General features: G+C 45.1%; 16 protein-coding genes. 13 read left to right on the top strand and 3 right to left on the bottom strand.

Going from position 1 to position 20,342, the window contains the following annotated elements; genetic code table 11:
• Window positions 1-148: 148 nt before the first annotated feature.
• Complete coding sequence (locus A3860_RS35685; protein ID WP_081155381.1) at window positions 149-727, bottom strand: YfiR family protein; 579 nt, start codon at window positions 725-727, stop codon at window positions 149-151.
• A 306-nt stretch (window positions 728-1,033) separates the two neighbouring features.
• Between A3860_RS35685 and A3860_RS35690 the strand changes: the two genes are divergently transcribed.
• From A3860_RS35690 to A3860_RS35705, 4 genes are all read left to right on the top strand, one after another.
• Window positions 1,034-1,741, top strand: coding sequence for a hypothetical protein (locus A3860_RS35690; protein WP_081155382.1), 708 nt, complete (start codon window positions 1,034-1,036; stop codon window positions 1,739-1,741).
• A 34-nt stretch (window positions 1,742-1,775) separates the two neighbouring features.
• Window positions 1,776-2,318, top strand: a complete 543-nt coding sequence (locus A3860_RS35695) for a phosphodiester glycosidase family protein (protein ID WP_216823585.1) — start codon at window positions 1,776-1,778, stop codon at window positions 2,316-2,318.
• Window positions 2,261-2,647, top strand: coding sequence for a phosphodiester glycosidase family protein (locus tag A3860_RS35700; RefSeq protein ID WP_245843697.1), 387 nt, complete (start codon window positions 2,261-2,263; stop codon window positions 2,645-2,647). The genes A3860_RS35695 and A3860_RS35700 overlap by 58 nt, the downstream gene beginning before the upstream one ends.
• A 61-nt stretch (window positions 2,648-2,708) precedes the next feature.
• A complete protein-coding gene (locus A3860_RS35705; RefSeq protein WP_081155385.1) occupies window positions 2,709-3,059 on the top strand; it encodes a hypothetical protein in 351 nt (116 codons plus the stop codon).
• Window positions 3,060-3,689: 630 nt separating this feature from the next.
• On the opposite strand, the gene A3860_RS35715 is transcribed toward A3860_RS35705, so the two are convergent.
• Entirely contained in the window at window positions 3,690-4,052 is a 363-nt protein-coding gene (locus A3860_RS35715) for a DUF1304 domain-containing protein (protein ID WP_081155387.1), read from the bottom strand.
• 2 nt (window positions 4,053-4,054) lie between these two features.
• Window positions 4,055-4,963, bottom strand: coding sequence for an NAD(P)/FAD-dependent oxidoreductase (locus A3860_RS35720; RefSeq protein ID WP_081155461.1), 909 nt, complete (start codon window positions 4,961-4,963; stop codon window positions 4,055-4,057).
• 567 nt (window positions 4,964-5,530) lie between these two features.
• On the opposite strand from A3860_RS35720, the gene A3860_RS35725 reads away from it, so the two are divergent.
• The 9 genes from A3860_RS35725 to A3860_RS35765 all read left to right on the top strand — a co-directional run bounded on the left by A3860_RS35725 (window position 5,531) and on the right by A3860_RS35765 (window position 20,135).
• Entirely contained in the window at window positions 5,531-7,963 is a 2,433-nt protein-coding gene (locus tag A3860_RS35725) for a TonB-dependent receptor (RefSeq protein WP_081155388.1), read from the top strand.
• Window positions 7,964-8,535: 572 nt separating this feature from the next.
• On the top strand, window positions 8,536-9,681 hold the full coding sequence (locus A3860_RS35730) for a Fe(II)-2OG oxygenase family protein (protein WP_081155389.1): 1,146 nt from the start codon (window positions 8,536-8,538) through the stop codon (window positions 9,679-9,681).
• 14 nt (window positions 9,682-9,695) lie between these two features.
• Window positions 9,696-11,246: a pyridoxal phosphate-dependent decarboxylase family protein gene (locus A3860_RS35735; RefSeq protein ID WP_081155390.1), complete on the top strand. Its 1,551-nt coding sequence runs from the start codon at window positions 9,696-9,698 to the stop codon at window positions 11,244-11,246.
• The gene (locus tag A3860_RS35740; protein WP_081155391.1) at window positions 11,200-13,662 is read left to right on the top strand and encodes a GNAT family N-acetyltransferase; all 2,463 of its coding nucleotides are present in this window, start codon (window positions 11,200-11,202) and stop codon (window positions 13,660-13,662) included. The genes A3860_RS35735 and A3860_RS35740 overlap by 47 nt, the downstream gene beginning before the upstream one ends.
• A complete protein-coding gene (locus tag A3860_RS35745; protein ID WP_081155392.1) occupies window positions 13,663-15,015 on the top strand; it encodes a lysine N(6)-hydroxylase/L-ornithine N(5)-oxygenase family protein in 1,353 nt (450 codons plus the stop codon). It begins immediately after the preceding gene.
• 3 nt (window positions 15,016-15,018) lie between these two features.
• Window positions 15,019-16,833, top strand: coding sequence for an IucA/IucC family protein (locus A3860_RS35750; protein WP_081155393.1), 1,815 nt, complete (start codon window positions 15,019-15,021; stop codon window positions 16,831-16,833).
• 16 nt (window positions 16,834-16,849) lie between these two features.
• On the top strand, window positions 16,850-18,277 hold the full coding sequence (locus A3860_RS35755; RefSeq protein ID WP_081155394.1) for an MATE family efflux transporter: 1,428 nt from the start codon (window positions 16,850-16,852) through the stop codon (window positions 18,275-18,277).
• Between the two features lie 179 nt (window positions 18,278-18,456).
• Window positions 18,457-18,702 (top strand): acyl carrier protein, encoded by a 246-nt coding sequence (locus A3860_RS35760; protein WP_081155462.1) that lies wholly within the window; start codon window positions 18,457-18,459, stop codon window positions 18,700-18,702.
• Window positions 18,703-18,764: 62 nt separating this feature from the next.
• Entirely contained in the window at window positions 18,765-20,135 is a 1,371-nt protein-coding gene (locus tag A3860_RS35765; RefSeq protein ID WP_081155463.1) for an AMP-binding protein, read from the top strand.
• Window positions 20,136-20,342: the final 207 nt, after the last annotated feature.

The following is a 20,342-nucleotide window of genomic DNA, read 5'->3' on the forward strand; positions in this document are numbered from 1 at the left end:
ACTGCATCCTTTCATTTTACTGCAACTGATAACTTACACCGCCCATTAACATAAATGGCACTTTATCGGTATAGAAGAACTCGCGCGTTGTTTGGTTCAGCAGGTTTTTCCCGGCACAAAACACGGATCTCATGTTTTTTTAACTCCTTTAGTTTACAACAATTCCCAGGTTCAATAATTCAGATGCAATGTCGAGGCTCCGGCGTTCAATATTTGTTTTATTGATCTCCAGTTTAAGACGATCATCGATTATGATAAAGTTGATACAGGAACCTTTACGCGTTAAGCCTTCTGACTCAGTAACAAGTAGTGTTGACGTACCAGCAGTTGCGGCGGCTATACGTTTAACGCTTCCACTTTCATCTTCACCAATAAATAATATGTGGCAATTGTAGGCTGCAGCTTTGGGGGCGAATTTCTTAATAACAAATGGCTGCCCGGCTGCAGTTTTATTGGAGGTAAATATCTTAAGTTCATCAAATAAAGGAGTATCCCCCACTACACCGATCACAAAATCGCCTGTTTTTCTATCATCGGGCCAGTTGATATATTTGGTGAAGCGGTAAATAATATTGGCATGAACCGCATAGACATTCTGCGCCCAGGCCTGAAAAAGGGTGAACACCAGTACAGGAAGTAACAGCAGGGTTTTTAACCGCCAATTGAATACCCGTTTTAAGCTGTTTTTGCGACGGAAAAGGTAATTGCATTCATCACTGTTGTTCATAGTAATTGGATTCGCCGGTTTAATAGGATATTAATAACTGCCGGTTTTTAAAGCCGGGCTGCATTGGATTAATTTTAAAAACGTGTTGCAATAACGCTTAATAACATGTAAGTAATTGAACAGGAATTAACATACTTGAGATTATAAATAAAGACCATATAAGTGTTTAAAGTTAAACCCTTAGACGAAAGATGGAATAAATCGATGTTACCGATTGGATATTATTTGCCGGGGACCAGCCATTCCTGCATTTAAATTCGTATTATAGCGGAAAACACTTATTCGCAGGTAAATAACTTAAATTGTATGAAGTCGCAGCTCATCCTTCTGTTAATAATGCTATTAATTGTAAAAACCACCACGCAAGCCCAACAGGGGATGTGGAAGCCATTCAAGCTCGTTATTATTCAACCCGATACTGCCATAATAGATAAATCTTATTATAGCGCCTCGGATAGTTTAGTGATTAAACAGCAAAAACAATATTACCTGTTAGTAAAAAATCTGGAAGACCAGGTAAATTGTACCGGCTGTCCCGATAGTGCAGCTATAGAAGCATCGAAAAAGGATCTCCAATTGTTACGATCATATGAAAGCGAAATACAGCGATTTAAATACTATCATGTGTTGTCGAATTACTCAATCGCTGTTTATAAATTTTATTTTAATGAGTACGAGCCAAAATCAACTTTTGTTGAATTGCCCAATCAAAAAACGGATTCAGTAAGTTTGAAAATGCTGGCAGACACTTCAAAAGCTGATTACATTGTTTTTTATAGTAACATTCATTCGGGCGGCAAGCCCGGCATGCCGGTTTTAAAGCTAACTACCTGTTTGTATTCAACGAAGGACAATAAGGTTATCCTTAAAAAGGAAACCGAAGGTGGACCTACGAGCAATGGTGATATGTGGACGTGCAGCGGCGAACTCGAATGCTTATTTATTAATGGGGTAAGATCATCAACAGACCTGGTAACCGGCATTTTAACAAAGCGGCAAAGAAGGCAAAAATGATTGTTCCCCATTGACAGCTTAAACACAACAAACCGTGAAAATAATAACAACGTTCAGTCTCGCCACTCTCCTATTGTTCACAACAGCATTTTATACCCGCATTGCCAAAGAAAAGAAGGAAGATGAACTATTTATAACATACAAGGTTGATGTTAAAAAAAGCGACCTGAGGCTTTATTGGAAGAATGACAAAAATGAACCATTCAAAAGCATTGAAAACCTGAAGACCTGGGTTGAAAGCCAGCAAAAAACATTGGTGTTTGCCATGAATGGCGGCATGTACATGCAGGATAACAGTCCGCTGGGATTATTTATTGAAAATAAAAAGCAGCTCACTCCCTTAAACACCCGCAGCGGCGCCGGTAACTTTTATATGCAACCAAACGGCGTATTTTATATTACGACGGCCAATGTTCCGGCGATCTGTAAAACAGAAGATTTTGTAAATAAAGGCAATGTAAAATATGCGACACAATCGGGCACAGCGGCGCCGGTAACTTTTATATGCAACCAAACGGCGTGTTTTATATTACGACGGCCAATGTTCCGGCGATCTGTAAAACAGAAGATTTTGTAAATAAAGGCAATGTAAAATATGCGACACAATCGGGCCCGTTGCTGGTCATAAACGGAACAATAAACCCCGCATTTAAAGAAGGCTCAACGAATGTGAACATCCGGAACGGAGTGGGCATATTGCCCAATAATGAAGTGGTTTTTGCCATGTCGAAAGGCGAGGTTAACTTCTTTGATTTTGCCGGTTATTTCAAAAAAATGGGCTGCCGGTATGCGTTATATCTAGATGGGTTTGTATCGCGCACTTATTTGCCTGAAAAAGACTGGACGCAAACAGATGGCAATTTTGGGGTAATTATTGGGGTAACGGAGGTGAAAGGGAAAAAGTGAGCATGAATGATAGAACCGATCTGTTAAGAAATTAGCTTTGCAAATAAATTTAATTATACGAATGGCAACAGATAAAGTAACAATCCTTTACCGGCCGGTTGGCTTCAAAGAACTGGAATTAATTGAACAGTCGGGCTGGAAAAAATTTCCACCAAGACTGCCTGAACAACCCATTTTTTATCCGGTAATGAATGAAGAATATGCCATTCAAATTTCCAGGGACTGGAATGTACCAGCATACGGTGCAGGCTATGTTACAAAGTTTGCGGTGAACACAGACTATGTAAGCAAGTTTGAGGTCCAGAATGTTGGTGGCGAAATACATAATGAATTGTGGGTACCGGCAGAGGAGTTGGAAGAGTTTAACAGCAATATTGTTGGGCTGATTGAGGTGACGAAGGAGTTTAAATAATACCTGATCTGGGCTTAATATCTTGTACTGATCAATGTTAGGACAGTAGTTGTTCACTAAGCAGCATTTTGATTTAACTATATGACTTCCGTGACTTCAGATCGTTTTTAAAAAACAGCGTAATGAAGCGTCCACGACACATATTCCAGAAACATCTTGTGCAGATAACTATAAAACTTTAGAAGTTTGGAGCTTAAGTTACTTAGGAAATGACTTACCAGGCTTTGGATGCCGCATTTTGAAGTAACTATGCCGCATTTTGATTCAACTTTTTGTCCTCCAGGCTCACATTGGAGCATCCCTACCCAGGGTTTAGTCATACCTGAATGGATTTGCATCATACCTGGCTAAGTTTAAACAATATCTGCCAAACTTATCGCCAAATGTTATGCTGGGACGGCGTATTCTTTGCTACTGATATCACAAAGTTGCTTACTGACGTTCCATAATGAAATCTGGATACAATATAATGAGTGCTGGATACACTATAGTGATATCGGGATATTATATTGTTAGTACTGAAAATTGTATAACTACTTTTGGATGGTCCAAAATAACCAACTTACGAGACAGGTTACGAATCATAAATAAAGTTCAGAAAAATGTAAAAGTTCTAATCGTAGTGCCTTCTCACCTCATCAAAACCACTACCAACGCCACCAGCGCCGGCAAGCCCTGAATAACGAATATCTTTTTACTCGCAGTAACAGCGCCATAAATACCGGCTACGATCACGCAGGCTAAAAAGAAGATCGCTACGTTCGTGCTCCAGGTTTTTTCAGTAATAAAGAATGACCAAATGAGTCCGGCCGACAGGAAACCGTTATACAATCCCTGATTGGCAGCCAGCACCCTGGTGGGCGTGAATAGCTCTGGCTTTAATGTTTTAAAGACCTTTTTGCCCTTCGTTTCCCAGGCAAACATTTCGAGATACAAAATATACAGGTGCTCAAGGGCAACCAGGCCCACCAAAATGTTAGCCAATATTTCCATATTTAGAAGCTTTCGTCTACCAGTTCTTTGTTGATCACGGCGCCTGCAAAACCGCCTGATCCTATAGCCAGGGATACCGACCGCATCTGCACCGTATTATCCCCTGCCGCAAACACACCGGGAACAGTGGTCTTGTACATATTGTCAACTGTAATATATCCCTGCTCGTTCAATGCACAACCCAGTTTCACAGGTATATCGCAATGCTGCTCAAATGGCAGCTTCGAATATACGGCTTTCAACGACATGGTTGATCCATCTTTGAACAGCACCTGGTTTAAATACCCATTTGTGTGTTCGAATGCGGTGATCTCTGTTTCAATAACAGGTATATTATGTTGCCGCAGCTTTTCGGTTTGTTCCGGCGTCAGGGTCGATTTGCCGTTGGTGAACAGGGTCAGGTCCTTCGTCCAGTTATTGATCAGTTTACAGAATTCATAACCGATATCTCCATTGGAAATAATCCCGGTCTTTTCATGGCGCACTTCGTAGCCATGGCAATACGGACAATGAATTGCCGTAATGCCCCAACATGCTGCAAATCCTTCAATCGGCGGCATTTTGTCTTTTATACCGGTAGCAAATAATAGCTTCCGGGCCGTGAAGGTGTCGCCGGCTGCTGTTTTTATATCGAAACCCTTCTCATTTTTGGATGCAGAAACAGCAATTCCCTGCAGAAAAGTTACGGTATCATATTTCAACACCTGTTCTTTTGCCTGCATTGCGATCGCTTTTGGTGTATTGCCGTCGTGAGTTATGAAATTATGGGAATGCGGCGTTTGCCGGTTACAGGGTTCTCCCCCATCAATGATCAGCACTTTTCGTAAACTCCTGCCTAATGCCATTGCGCCGGACAAACCTGCGTAACTGCCACCAATAATGATTACATCGTAGTTTTTTTCGCCTGTCATATTGAATTGTTTTTCGTCTGAAGTGTGGGACAAATGTAAGGAAAGTTTTTGCATTTGCAACATCGCTGCAATTTGTTGGGGCAACTAATTTTCAAGCACTCAGACCTGGGGCGGTACCCTGTACCAGGGCGCGCCCTTCCTTCATAAAAGTGCTTTTGGTTGCACCGGTGGCGTTGCAACCAATCACGATGCTGTTCATCCGAACAATTGCAATTATTCATCATATTTCGCATACCCATGTTGTTACCGATACCGTAAATCAATTTCCTGATTGCGTAAGCGTTTTTTACAGCCAGCCCTTTTCTTTGCACCACGATTTCATTCTCCTTCCACATTGACAAATAAAATTTAATACCGGCGAAACCCGGTAGCTGTTATAACCTTTTCCAACTAATTACCTGTTTATCGTACCTGCGCTGTTACGGAAGGAGAACCAAATACAGTGTAGCGTATGCCTAAACAGGTTCTTTTTATTTTATAAAGCGGTTCTCCCCTGCCACAACCCGTTCACTTTATTTTAAACGACCATACGATAGATAGCAATTGGGATTTATTAAATGAAAAACAATGAAGATCATGCTCCGTTTTTCCCTTTTATTAATTTTTATTTCCGGTTTGAACTCAGCCCTGCTGGCACAGCAACATGGCACGCTGCAGGGAAAAGTGATTACCGCCGATGGTAAACCGGCTGAAAGTATTACGGTAGGAATTGCCAATAAAAGAATGGCCACCGCCACCAACCAACAGGGAGAATACAAACTGGCAGGTATAAAACCCGGCAGCTATACGATACAGGTAACCGCTGTTGGACTGAAAACAGTTGACAAAACCGTTACCCTGAATGACGGTGAAATACTGGTGACCGATTTTATATTGACCGAAAACCACGCAACCCTACAGGAAGTGGTGATCGCGGCCGCCAAAAACAAACCGCTGACCGATGGATACGAGACTGTGGCCAAAATGCCATTGGGCCGCCTGGAAAATCCACAGGTATATACTTCTATTTCCAAAGACATCATCAAAGAACAGCTCATTACCGATTTCGGAAATGTACTAAAGAATACACCAGGTTTATATAAAATACAGGGCAACCGTGGTATCAATTCCGATGGCGCCTCCTATTATTCACTTCGTGGTTTCCGTACTGAAGCTTCTATGATCGATGGCGTTCCGGCTCAAACAAACGGCGAAATGGATCCCGCAAACGTAGAAAAGATTGAAGTGCTTAAGGGGCCCTCCACTACATTATACGGCGGTTCGGTTACCTCTTTGGGTGGTTTGATCAATATTGTCACTAAGAAACCCATCGATACTTTCGGCGGTGAAATTTTGTACAGCACCGGCAGCTATAATTTGAACCGGGTAACGGCTGATATTTATGGGAAGGCCAATAAAGAAGGCAATGTTTTGTTCCGGCTGAACGCTGCTTACCAGAACCAGCAAAGCTGGCAGGATGCAGGGTTCAGAAAATCACTGTTCTTTGCACCGGCTGTTGAGATCCGCGCCAGCAATAACTTCAGGATTAACCTGAACGGGGAATTCTATAATGCAGAAATGACCAGTCCTTCGGTAGTTTTTTTGAACCGCACCCGCCTGTTTGTTGCACATACGCCTGATGAGTTAGGGTTTAACTGGAACCGGTCGTACACTACCAACGACCTTACCATGAAAACGCCTACGGTCAACATGCGCGCGATAGCAACCTATAAAATAAATAACGACTGGACCTCCCAAACCATTCTCAGCAACAACTCACGGAAGTCTGATGGTTATTATCAATATGAGTTCATCCGTAAAAACACCGACGACACCCTGGAACGCAACATTACCCTCCAAAACACCATCAGCACCACCCTCGACATTCAGCAGAACTTTACCGGCCGTTTTTCCACCGGCCGGGTAAAACACCGCCTGCTGGTTGGACTGGATTATGTTCGCACAAAAGTGAACAACGACAATTCTCCTTATATTGTTTTTGACTATATAAATGGTACTGATATCCTGGACAGGAATTATGGAAAAATTTCCCGTTATGCAGTTGATCAGAAAATTGCAGCTTCCATAGATGCCGGTACAAAGAACCACACCTATACCGACATGGTCAGCGCTTATGTTTCGGAAGTGGTGAACATCACCGATGAACTGATCGCCATGGTAAGCCTGCGGGTTGATGGTTTCGACAGCAAAGGCACCCGCAACCATTATGCCGATACCATTCTGGCCAATACCAACTATAATCAAACGACATTCTCGCACAAATACGGTCTGGTATACCAACTGGTAAAGAACAAGGTATCATTGTTTGCCAATTATATGAATGGTTTTATTTACCTGGCGCCTGTTACCCAGCCAACAACACCCATCGGCATTGCTTCAGGTGTAATGAAACCGCAACATGCCGGTCAGTTTGAAGGCGGCGTAAAACTCGATCTGTTGAACAATAAGCTCAATATCACCGCCAGCTATTATGACATTAAGGCAACCAACATGACCCGGGTAGAGCCCACTGTTATCCAAACCAAAACCTATAACATCACCGTTCAGGACGGCACCCAATTCAGTAAAGGATTTGAATTGGAAGTACAGGGCAGTCCGATTGATGGATTAAACATTTTGGCCGGTTACAGTTATAACGACAGCAAATTAACAAAGGCAACTGCCGCCCTCGATGGAAGACGGCCTGCATTTGCGGGTCCCCGCAACCTGGCCAATGCCTGGATCAGTTATACACTATTAAATGGTAAAGCAAAAGGATTGGGTGCTGGCATTGGTGGTAATTATGTCGATAAACACCTTACCGCCAATTCATCCGCTACCGGCGTATTCACCCTGCCTTCTTACACCTTATTAAATGGAACTATATTCTATGATGCCCGCTGGTATCGCCTCGGTGTTAAGGTCGACAATGCCACCAACGAATTATATTTTGTAGGTCAGGGCGTGTTAAGCGCGCAAATGCCGCGCAGCTTCACTGCCAATGTCACTATAAAATTCTAGCGTTTTTTATTCCATGTGATAACACATCAGAGAGCAACGTTCCATTTGCAACGGTCCCGGTTACACCAGGACCGTTTTTTTGTACCACATCATTACTGTATATAGCACATGCATTTGTTACGCCAATGTAATTTTTGGCATTGTGATAAAACTTTTCCTGTTCTCGTAACTATTCAATTGATTTAGTATTTAAATTGCGTACGCGTTTTACTTCTCCTTCCAATCACTAGCAAATGATTGCATACGCATTCATTTGAAAATAATCCGGTTTTATAGAATTCAGTTTCGTTATAGCATTGGCTCTGCCAATTCTATAACCGGCCATGGTTTTGCCAGTTTTAATTTTCACTGTTAAAATTTACTGTAGCAACTAAACGCTTTTCAGCGTGCAGGATACTTATGCTGTGAAATAGCCATCGCAGCGTACAGGGATGTTATTGCCCATAGGGAAACGAAGCAGGAGGCATGAAGTAAGAGGTACGAAATACAGGTCCTTCCTACTTCTTACCTCTTATTTCTGAAACATTATAAACAAGAATAAACATTCAACCATTAGACACAAATTAATAAACATGGAAATCATTGCCATTCCAACACCGGCGCCCCCCGACTTGTCGGGGCAGGGTATTACAGGTCCAGGCGTGTTGCCACCGCCTATGAGTCCAGTGATCATTGAAGTTTCACAAAAAGAAAGAACGGCCATTTCAAGCGTGGCTAATATGCTAATCAAAGCGTTTGGTCATTATGAAAACCCCGATTACATTTCTTCTTTACACCTGAACGCGTTCCAGCTATTGCCCGAACGCATTGCGATCATCCTAAGCCGTTTTGGCACTGATTTCTCAGGCAGTCAGTATGGCGCCCTGGTTTTCAGAGGCCTTACCGATGTAGATCATGATGCACTTGGCCCTACCCCGCCCTCCTGGAAAGAAACCGATTATAGCAGGCTGATAAAATATGGATTCATCTGTTCTTTACTGCATGGCGGTATTCCTTCAAAACCTGTTCAATATTATGCCCAGCGCAAAGGCGGCGGGCTGCTGCATGCCGTTATACCCGACGAGAAAATGAACTTTACACAAACCGGTTCCGGTTCGCGCACCGATCTGTTTGTGCATACCGAGGATGCCTTTTTATTTAACCAGGCCGATTTTCTGAGCTTCCTTTTCCTGCGTAATGAAGAACAGGTGCCTTCTACCCTGTATTCCATCCGTTCGCATGGCGATACCAATGAAATGATGGCGGAATTGTTCAGCCCTATTTACAAATGCCCCAAAGACGCCAACTACACCAGTGAAGAAAATGCGGGTGATGAAGTGACCACTTCTATATTATATGGCAACCGCAAGCGGCCCTTTATTCGCTTTGATGCGGCTGAACAGATCTATAATGAAAAGGCCAATCAAACACCTGAAGCCATGAATAATCTCATTCGTTTTTGGGAGGACGCCCGTCAACTCATTTACAACGATTTCATTCCCGACTCGGGCGATCTCATTTTTGTAAACAACCATTTGTGCGCGCATGGCCGCAACTCCTTTATTGCCGGTTATCGTAACGAGAACGGACAACTGGTGAAATGCGAACGCCGCCTCATGCTACGGATGATGAGCAAGACCAGTCTCATCAACATCAGCCCGGTTACGCATACCGATGATCCTTATTTCATCATGGAAGAACATTACGGCAAATTGTTTCCCAACGAATCTTTAAAATAGTAACCGCATCATCAATGGAAAAACAAACCCTGATCTCCATATACGCCACAGAGCTGCCCGAAAATGAAACAGACGATACCTCCTGCAACGATATTTTTTATGAAGACACCGAAACCGATTACCGCCTGGCCATCAGGGCGGCGGCAGAACAGGTCTCGGGCTTTTTAAAGAACAATAAAAAACCGTTCAGCGGTATAAAACCGGCTATGCTGCTGGCTGAATTTGAAAACGTCAATCTCGAAAACCCACTGCCCGACTACAAAAGCCTGTTTGAGGAAGTGAATGCGCTGTACATAAAACATGCTACTGCCTTTCATTTACCACAGTACATTGCGCATTTGAATTGTCCCGTGGTGATACCGGCGCTGGCGGCTGAAGTGATCATCAGCGCCATTAACTCATCGCAGGACACTTACGACCAAAGCGCGGGCGGTACATTTATTGAACGCCGCCTTATTGACTGGACGGGCCAACAGATCGGCTACAACAACCAGTGCGATGGGGTATTTACCGGTGGTGGTTCGCAAAGCAATATGATGGGCTTGTTACTGGCCCGGGATTATTATGCATTGACCTGGCTGAACCATAATATTAAATTACAGGGGCATCCTGCCAATGCAAACCGGTTCAGGATATTTGTGTCGGAAAAGGCGCATTTCAGCAACCAGAAAAATGCCTCGCTCATGGGCCTTGGCGAGCAGGCGATTATAAGGGTTGGAACCGATGAACGCTTCCGGATGGATGCCGCTCAGCTACAACAAGCCATTGTGCAGGAAATAGAACAGGGCAATATTCCCATTGCGATCGTAGCTACTGCGGGTACTACCGACTTTGGCAATATCGATCCGCTAACCGATATCTCGCGCATTGCCAAACAATTCAATATGTGGGTGCATGTAGATGCCGCTTATGGTTGTGGTTTGTTATTGTCTGAAAAATACCGGCACCTGTTGAACGGTATCGAGCAGGCAGATTCGGTAACGGTAGATTATCACAAATCGTTCTTTCAACCCATCAGCAGCAGTGCATTCCTGGTAAAGAATAAATTCCATCTCAACATCATTAAGCACCATGCAGACTACCTGAACCCCAAAGAGCAGGATTACGATGAGCTGCCGGCGCAGATCAATAAATCGATCACCCAAAGCACGCGCCGCTTTGATGCGCTGAAACTCTGGTTTACCCTGCGTTTAATGGGTAAACAAAAACTAGGGCGGTATACCGACAAGATCATCGACACCACCGAACAGGCGGCCTGCCTGCTCGACAACTCGCATCAATTCGAGCTATTGAGCCATTCAGATCTGGGCGTGCTGGTTTTCCGGTACATACCCCAACGTACCACGGGCATTGATATAGACGCCATGAACCTTTACATAAAACAAACAATGTTCTTCAACGGCGAAGTACTGGTGGCCAGCACAAAGGTGAACGGGCAATTCTTCCTAAAGTTCACCATCCTGAACCCGCTCACTGCCATTCAACATATTCAAAACATTTTAACCATTATAAAGAAGCATGGAAAAGATTATGAGCAACGCTGCCACACAACGGCAAACAGCTGAGCAAATCAATTACACCGCGCTCATCAACAGCTTTTGCCGCGAGTTCAGCAACTGGAGCCGGTATGCAGGCATTCCAAAATACGATGAGGTACTGGCCCATTGGTTTCAGCATACAGGCCATGCCTTACATCTCCGCATCGATTTTTCAACGATCGGTTCAGAAGTATATATTCCGGTTCAATATTATTCAGAAACCGGGATCCATAGTTTTTATTTTCCGGTAGCCGAAAAAGAGCTGGCCACAAATTGCATGAGCGAGATCGGGGCGTGCCGTTTTCTGGAGCTGGTGACCCAATATGCAAAGACCGCCTATGCAGATGCGGAAGCAACACGCACTGCATTTTTGATGCAGAACAGTATGGAGAACCTGACCATTTTCCTGGATACATTCGAAACCGGTCAACCCGATATTTTTAACCCACGGCAAAGTTTTATAGAAGCGGAACAATCCCTGTTATTAGGCCATCCCCTGCATCCGCTTACCAAAACAAGAGAGGGATTTACTACCGATGACCTGTTGCGGTATTCACCTGAAACACAGGCCCGTTTTCCGCTGTATTATTTCTTAATACACCCGGAGCATGTGCAGGAAAAAAGTACGGAAACTACCCTGCCCAGTGAATTACTTAAACAGGAATTGCTAAGCGCAGCATTAACACCAACAGTAAAAAACCTGCTCAGGGAATATTATGATTACAAAGTGGTGCCCACACATCCCTGGGAAGCGCAATATTTATTGCAACAACCCGCGGTTCAGGAAATGATGGCAAAAGGGATATTACACAGCCTTGGTGAAGCAGGTTTATTATATGCGGCCACCTCTTCGGTGCGCACCGTCTATAACGAACAAAGCGACTTTATGTACAAATTGTCGCTGCATGTAAAGATCACCAACTCTTATCGCGTAAATTACCCGCATGAACTGTACCGTGGCCATGACGCCGCCCGATTAATGAAAACCAGCTGGGGCCAGGCATTGCAGCAGCAGTATCCCGGTGTGGAATTCATTACTGATCCGGCTTATATCATTGTCACCTGGAATGGCGCCGTTATTGACGGATTCACCACCAGCATTCGCCGGAATGTTTTTAAAGGCACTAACGCAAAAAAGAATGTATCGCTGGTAGCTGCTTTGTGCCAGGACGGTATCGCCGGTAATACGCCGCGCCTGGTGAACATCATTCGCGAGGCAGCGATATTGCGTAACCATTCTGTCAAAGAAACGGCGCTCGACTGGTTCGCTCAATACCTGCAGATTTGCGTAAAACCGCTGATCGGTATTTTTAATGATTTTGGATTGGGCAGCGAATACCATCAACAGAATATTTTACTGGAAATGAATGAACACCTGTTCCCGGCCAAAATATACTTCCGCGATAACCAGGGTTTCTTTTTCCGTGAAGGAAAAATAGCTATGCTACAGCAGGCCATTCCTGATTTCGGGAAAGAAAGCCGTTCATTTATTCCCGAAGAACGCATGTACCGGTATTGGGACCACTACCTTATCAGCAATAACCTGTTTGGCGTAATAAATGCCCTGGGCAAAAATCAACTGGCCGACGAGCGCACGTTGTTGCGCATGCTTTATGAACTATTATTATCACTACGGGATGCAGACACAACCGGTTTGGTAAATCATTTTTTAACCAGCCCCAAACTGAACAACAAGGGCAACCTGCTTACCAGCATCAACAACATGGATGAAGCCAGCGCGCCACGTACCAATCCGGCCGTGTACCGCACCTGGTACAATCCCCTGCACAAATATTTCTTTAGTGATACCCTTATCAATCCCACGTCAAAAGAGATCTTCTACAGCCGGTATTTCCCAAAGGAAGAGGTGACCATCAGCTTGCGGCCCATCGATCTCGATCGCGATCTGGAAATGCTGCACGAATGGTTCCATCGCGAACATGCTATCAGGATCTGGAAGATGAACTGGCCCATTAGTGAGCTGGAGACTTATTACCGCACTTTGTTAGCCGGCGACCTGTTGTATGCCTATATAGGCGAAGCCAATGGCGAACCGGGTTTCTATTTTGAAGTGTATTGGGCCATCCGCGACCAGGTAGGCGAATACTATGATGTATTACCCACTGACTATGGTACGCATCAATACATAGCCCCGGTTGACCCTAAAAAGAAATACGTGTCCCCTTCTACCCAATGTATGGTTGATTATGTATTTGCGCAACCACAGGTAGGCAAAATGGTGGGTGAAGGATCGGTTGATTCGCTGGCCTCCCTTATGAACAAACTGCATGTAGGATTCAGGGTAGAAAAGGTGATAGAAATGCCCCACAAAAAGGCCAACCTGAATTTTTGTTACCGCGAATGGTACTGGGCCAAATTTCCACAGAACAAAAACATTACCATCAGCCCACTGGCTGAGCAATCACTCGCAAAAGAAATTTAAATGAACGCACAACAAACATATTCACTCATAGGCATCGGTATTGGGCCTTTCAATCTCGGTTTGGCGGCGCTGATAGAACCGGTTGCCAATACAAACTCGCTGTTCTTCGACCAGTCAGAATCGTTTGACTGGCATCCCGGACTCCTATTGCCAAACGCAACGCTGCAGGTGCCGTTTATGGCCGACCTGGTTACACTGGCCGACCCCACCAATAAATACAGTTTCCTGAATTACTGTAAACAAACCGGCCGGATCTATCCGTTTTACATCAGGGAGAACTTTAACATCCTGCGCAAGGAGTATAATTGTTATTGTCAATGGGTGGCCACCCAATTGAGCAATTGCCGCTTTGGTTATGAAGTAACGGGCATTGCTTATAATAATAATTTGTACGAAGTAACTGTACGGCGCACAAAAACAGGGAAAACGGAAACTTATTATGCCGAAAGGCTGGCATTGGGTACCGGCACCCAGCCTTACATTCCGGCCTTCATCGATCGCAATCAGTTACCGGGCGTTATTCATACTTCGCAATACCTGTTGCATAAAAACCAATTGCTCAACAGTGGTTCTGTGGCCCTGATAGGGTCAGGACAAAGCGCCGCTGAAATATTCCAGGACCTGTTACCGGCTACCCAACAGGGTTTGCAATTGAATTGGTTCACGCGCTCGCCCCGCTTCTACCCCATGGAATATTCAAAGCTTACGCTGGAACTGACATCGCCCGAGTATGTAGATTACTTCTACAACCTGTCCGAAGAAAGAAGGAAGAAATTACTGTCGAAACAAAATGCGTTGTACAAAGGCATCAATTACGACCTTATCAACGACATCTTTGACCAGTTGTATGAAATGAGCGTTGATGCTATTTCCCTGCCGGTAAATATCCGTTCAAACATGCGCCTTGAAAATATCTCGCCCACCAACACAGCCGGTTTGTATGAACTTTCTTTCACAGAGACCGAACAACAGGAAGCGTATCAATGTGCCGCCAATTATGTGGTGCTGGCAACCGGTTATAAATACAAAGAACCGGCTTTTCTGCAAGGCATCGCGGCCCGTATTAACCGGCAGCCCGATGGCTTATATGAGGTGCAGCGCGATTACACCATCGATGTAAATGGAGAGGAGATCTTTGTGCAAAATGCCGAGCTGCACACCCATGGTTTTGTAACGCCCGACCTGGGAATGGGCGCTTACCGCAATGCACATATCATTAATAAAGTTACCGGCCGCGAAGTGTATCCTATCGAAAAGCGGATTGCCTTCCAAACGTTTGGCACTGAAAAGGCAGACCCGTCGACTACGCTCAGGGCCACGGTACCAGCATACAGTAACACCATTCAAGCATAAATAATGAATAGTAAACCATTGGCGGGAACAGCACCGCTCGAAATAGCCATCTGGCAAAAAGTGAACAAACGCCTGCTGGCGAAAAGCATCACCGAGCTCATGCATGAACAGGTGGCGCAACCGGCGATAATTTCTGAAGAGGAAGATGGCAACACCCATTTTCTGTTATCAACCAACCAGCCGGACCTTTATTATACTTTTTCCGGCTATAAACGCCAGCTCGACCACTGGCATATTGCAGCTGACAGTATTCAACGGCACGAAAACAATCAGGTCATTGCAGCTACAGACACGCCCCGGTTCTTTATTGATATGCAGGATATATTTGGTATTAAGCCATTTACCATGGCGCATTACATAGAAGAGCTGTTGCATACCCTGTATGCAGATGCGTTTATACATGCCAGCCGCCGCCTCACCGCTGCGCAGCTTACCGAGGCCGGTTACCAGGCGGTTGAGCAGCAGATGGACGGCCATCCCTGGGTGATCGTAAACAAAAGCCGGCTGGGTTTTAATTATGAAGAGTATGCACAATATGCACCGGAAGCCGGTGAACCCATTCAGTTGTGCTGGATAGCCGCGCATAAAAGCCGCGCTACCTTCCGTAGCCTGGAGCATATACAGGAACAGTCGTTCCTTGAACAGGAACTGGGCCCCGAAACCATTGCATCATTTAAAGAGATCCTGAACGGACATGGTGTAAATGACAGTGAATATACTTTTATTCCGGTTCATCCCTGGCAATGGAATAACAAGCTACTGATGCAATATGCTACCGATATTGCCAACAAGTTGCTGATACCACTGGGAACCGGCGCCGACCATTATTTGCCCCAGCAAAGCATTCGCACTTTTTATAATCGCAGCCAGCCGCAAAAGCATTATGTAAAGACCGCCATTTCCATTTTAAGCACCGGCAATATCCGCGGGCTTTCGCCCAAACAAATGGCCATTGCGCCTCGCGTAACCCGCTGGGTGATGGATCTGCTGCAACACGATGCCTATTTGCAAAGCCTTGGGCTGGTGTTGTTGGGCGAAGTGGCTACGGTAAGCTATGTACATCCCTATTACCACGCTATTGTTGAGCCGCCATATCAATACCGCGAATTCCTTGGCGTATTATGGCGCGAAAGTGCGGCCCCATATTTACAACCAGGCGAGCGCATCATCACCATGGCTTCCCTGCTATACGTTGATGATGCGGGCAACTCCTTTGTTGGCGAACTGGCAAAACGTTCGGGTTTATCGATGGAAGCCTGGCTGCAGACTTACCTGGGCGCCTATTTAAATCCCTTGCTACAGATCTATTACCAACATGCTCTTTGTGTAACGCCGCATGGCGAGAACATTATCCTGGTGTTAAAAGACGATGTGCCCGTGCGCATCATCATCAAGGATTTTGTAGATGACATTGTGCTTACAGAAGAAGCCAAAGAAAAGCTGCCGAAGGAACTGGCAGAAGGCATGATCGCTTCTTCCAATAAAGACAATGTGCCGTTGTTTATTCTGCTGGGCGTTTTTGACGCATTTTTCCGGTACCTGGGCAATGTGCTGCACACCTATGCGGGGTACAACGAAAATGCCTTCTGGCAACAGGTATATGAGGTGATCCTCGAATACCAGGCAGCCCATCCGGCCCTGGCGCACAAATTCGAAAAATATAACCTGTTCGTTCCCGAGTTCAAACGGTTCTACATTAACAGCATGCGGTTACTGGGCAATGGGTATGAAGAGAAGACCAGCTTTGCCATTCCCCGTAAAGGCGGCACATTACAAAATCCGCTGGCTGCCATCAGACAGCAGGCGTTAAGCTTGTAACAATAAGGTTGGAATTATGAAATTATACAAACAAAAAATAAAAGCGGCAACTGCCTACAGCGTGTATTGCATCGACCTGTTAAAGCTGGCGATTGGCGGAAAGGAAAAACATTTCACTTCGGGCAGTATTAACCGGGCTATTGTTTTACTGGCAGTGCCCATGGTGTTGGAGCTGGTGATGGAATCGTTGTTCGTATGCGCCAACCTGTTCTTTGTAAGCCGGCTGGGCGCCCATGCCATCTCTATTGCCGGCACTACCGAATCGGTGATCAGTTTTGCCTATTCTGTTTCAATAGGATTAAGCGTTTCGGCCTCCGCCATCATTTCAAGAAGGATTGGGGAGAAAAAACCAAGAACAGCGGGTCTTACAGCTATGCAGGTGATCTATACGGCACTGGCCATTTCACTGGTGATAAGCATTGTTTCAGCCCTGTTCTACCGCCCAATATTGCAGTGGATGGGCCTTACAACGCAGCTTATTGATGAAGGCGCTTTGTTTAGCCGGATCCTGTTTGGCAGCACCCTGTTCATCATCCTGCGCATTGCGATCAATGGCATCTTCCGCGGATCGGGCGATGCAGCACTGGCCATGAGAACGCTTTGGTTGTCGAACGGCATCAATATCATGCTGTGCCCACTATTGATCTTTGGCTGGGGACCGCTGCCTGCATTGGGATTAACGGGTGCTGCGCTGGCTACCGCAATTGCGCGCATAGCTGGTGTCGGTTATCAGGCATGGTATCTGTTGCGGGGCAAAACGATCATCACTATTGGCAGGGCGCAATTAGTATTGGTTCCAACCATAATTAAAAAAATTGTAAAACAGGCCACGGGCGGCACGCTGCAATATATGATCCCGGCCTCCAGCTGGATGTTTATGATAAAGATCGTCGCCTATTTTGGACCCAATGCGCTGGCCGGTTATATCGTTGCGCAACGGGTGGCGTCCGTAGCCACCATGCCCGCCTGGGGCATCGGCAATGCGGCCGGGGTATTAACCGGGCAAAACCTTGGCGCCCGGCAACCGGAACGCGCCGTGCAAACGGTATGGAAAGCCGGCTCGGTAAATATGTGCTTCCTTACAGGGGTTGCCATATGCTGGTTGTTTGCCGCAAGGCCTGTTGTCAGCCTGTTCAGTGATATCCGGGAAGTGATCAGCTACAGCATGCTGTACATTCAGTTTATTTCCTTGGCCTATATCCTGCTGGGGTATACGATGGTGATCTCGCGTTCACTGAATGCCGCCGGTGACATAAAGCAGGTTTCGCTGCTGTACATCCTGATGTTTTACATTACGCAATTGCCGTTGGCCTGGCTGTTGGGTATTACGCTCAACTGGGGTCCAAAAGGCATTTTCATCGCTATTCTTGTTTCAGAACTGGTGCTGGCCATTGCCTGCATAACTGTTTTCAGAAAAGGAAAATGGAAACAGATAAAAGTATAAGGGTTACCAGTTACAGGTTCCCGGTTCCCGGGTAAAAAAAAAGGAAATCTCGAAAATTATCAGAATGATCGAAATTCAAGACCTGGTAACAGGAAACCGGCAACCGGTAACAACAAAATTCGGATTACAATAAACAAGATTCACAAATCAAAAAATATTATTAACAACAAATGAATAACATGCATTCACAACAAAATTTACAGGAAGTGATCGCCAAAGCATTTGGCATTACCCCAAACGACATAACCGACGAACTGGAATACCAGAGCATACCCGAATGGGATTCGGTATCGCACCTGGTACTGGTAACCGAACTGGAATCGGCCTATAGTATCACTATTGAAATGGAAGATGTGCTCACCATGGGCAGCGTGGCCAAAATAAAGGAACTGCTGAAAAAATACAACGTCGAAACCATGGCATGATCCTGAGCGTAGCCGAAGGGCGACACGCAGTTGAACTAATTACATCCATTAACCATGATCAAATGTTATTATACGATCTTATTCAAAAGAACCGAGAACTGAAATTTATTGACGCACAAACAGGAAACACGGTCCCCATACAAGCCTTTCACCAATCCCTGCGAATCGACAACCGGCAGGGACTGGTTTTTCTTTATAACGACAACCTTATAGGGTCGGTTGAAGTGTTGCTGAACTTCCTGAACAGCCGGTTCACCCTGGTGCTGTTAAGCGCACAGTTGCATCCATCGTTCAAACAAGACCTGGAAGAGCTGTATACGCCTTATTACATTTATGATGCCAGCCGTGCAGCCATCGATGCATACAACACGGCAACAGTTTCTGCCACCATTAAACTATTCAGAAGAGAAAAGCCCGTGGAATACCTTATTCATTCGAACATCAAAATGCTGCTGAGCACTTCGGGCACCACCGGTTCGCCCAAATTTGTGAAGCTGTCAGATGAGCACCTGGTACAGAATGCTTTGTCGATCCTTGATTACATGCCCATCAAAAACGATGATGTAGTGCCCTTGAATGTGCCCATCGTCTTTGTGTATGGCTTATCCATTTTCACCACCAATTGCATGGCAGCCGGCACCATCGTATGTACTGATAAAGACATTTTGCAACCCGCCTTCTGGACCGACTTCACCCAATACCATTGCAGCACTATCGGCGGCGTACCTTATGTGTATGAAATGCTGCACCGCATCGGCTTCTTTAAAAAAGAACACCCTTCCCTGCGGTACATGACCCAAACGGGCGGTATCCTTAACCAGGCATTGCGCAATGAAATTGTAAAGTATAGCGCTGCTTACAACAAACAGTTTTTTGCGCAGTACGGACAAACAGAAGCGGCAGGCCGTATGGCTTACCTGCCCCAGGAAGACCTGCTAACAAAAGCTGCCTCCATTGGCAAACCCATTAAAAATGGCCGCTTTGAAATTGATGCCGAAACCAGTGAGCTCATCTATTATGGCCCCAATGTATTTGGCGGTTATGCCAACAGCACGGCCAACCTGAGCACCTGGCATGCCACTGATACATTGTATACCGGTGATGTAGCCCAGCAGGATGAGGATGGGTATTATTATATAACAGGAAGAATCAAACGCATCATCAAACTGTTCGGCACCCGGCTGAACCTCGATGAAGTGGAGTTGATATTAAAGAATGCACTGGGTGGACAAACCGTTGTATGCACCGGCATAAATGACAAATACCTGCTGGTATCGCATGTGAACGATCAGCTGCAGGAAGATGCCGTAAAACAGGTACTTAAGGAAAAGCTGAACATCCATCCGGCTTCGGTGCAGGTAAAATACATTCCTTCCATGCCGCTTACGCCGAATGGAAAAATTGACTATTCAACCATTATGCAAACAGCTTAATGGTATTTTTTGAAGAAGGCATAAACAATTTAATAAAAAAACGGCAATAAAAGAGGAAGATTAATATCTTTTCCCATAAATATCAGTTATGCGTTAGTGTTGTGTATAATAAACAATGCCATTTTTTGAAATGCAATTTATATGGCCAGCCATGATCTATAGGGCTGGCCATTTATATTATCACTTATACGACAATTCATTAAGCCT

This window comes from Niastella vici (assembly GCF_002077945.1).
Lineage (GTDB): Bacteria > Bacteroidota > Bacteroidia > Chitinophagales > Chitinophagaceae > Niastella > Niastella vici.

Excerpts from the sequence above, each read along its gene's own strand:
- A3860_RS35685 (WP_081155381.1), bottom strand. The coding sequence starts at position 727 with ATGAACAACAGTGATGAATGCAATTACCTTTTCCGTCGCAAAAACAGC.
- A3860_RS35690 (WP_081155382.1), top strand. The coding sequence starts at position 1,034 with ATGAAGTCGCAGCTCATCCTTCTGTTAATAATGCTATTAATTGTAAAA.
- A3860_RS35705 (WP_081155385.1), top strand. The coding sequence starts at position 2,709 with ATGGCAACAGATAAAGTAACAATCCTTTACCGGCCGGTTGGCTTCAAA.
- A3860_RS35715 (WP_081155387.1), bottom strand. The coding sequence starts at position 4,052 with ATGGAAATATTGGCTAACATTTTGGTGGGCCTGGTTGCCCTTGAGCAC.
- A3860_RS35720 (WP_081155461.1), bottom strand. The coding sequence starts at position 4,963 with ATGACAGGCGAAAAAAACTACGATGTAATCATTATTGGTGGCAGTTAC.
- A3860_RS35725 (WP_081155388.1), top strand. The coding sequence starts at position 5,531 with ATGAAGATCATGCTCCGTTTTTCCCTTTTATTAATTTTTATTTCCGGT.
- A3860_RS35730 (WP_081155389.1), top strand. The coding sequence starts at position 8,536 with ATGGAAATCATTGCCATTCCAACACCGGCGCCCCCCGACTTGTCGGGG.
- A3860_RS35735 (WP_081155390.1), top strand. The coding sequence starts at position 9,696 with ATGGAAAAACAAACCCTGATCTCCATATACGCCACAGAGCTGCCCGAA.
- A3860_RS35740 (WP_081155391.1), top strand. The coding sequence starts at position 11,200 with ATGGAAAAGATTATGAGCAACGCTGCCACACAACGGCAAACAGCTGAG.
- A3860_RS35745 (WP_081155392.1), top strand. The coding sequence starts at position 13,663 with ATGAACGCACAACAAACATATTCACTCATAGGCATCGGTATTGGGCCT.
- A3860_RS35750 (WP_081155393.1), top strand. The coding sequence starts at position 15,019 with ATGAATAGTAAACCATTGGCGGGAACAGCACCGCTCGAAATAGCCATC.
- A3860_RS35755 (WP_081155394.1), top strand. The coding sequence starts at position 16,850 with ATGAAATTATACAAACAAAAAATAAAAGCGGCAACTGCCTACAGCGTG.
- A3860_RS35760 (WP_081155462.1), top strand. The coding sequence starts at position 18,457 with ATGCATTCACAACAAAATTTACAGGAAGTGATCGCCAAAGCATTTGGC.
- A3860_RS35765 (WP_081155463.1), top strand. The coding sequence starts at position 18,765 with ATGTTATTATACGATCTTATTCAAAAGAACCGAGAACTGAAATTTATT.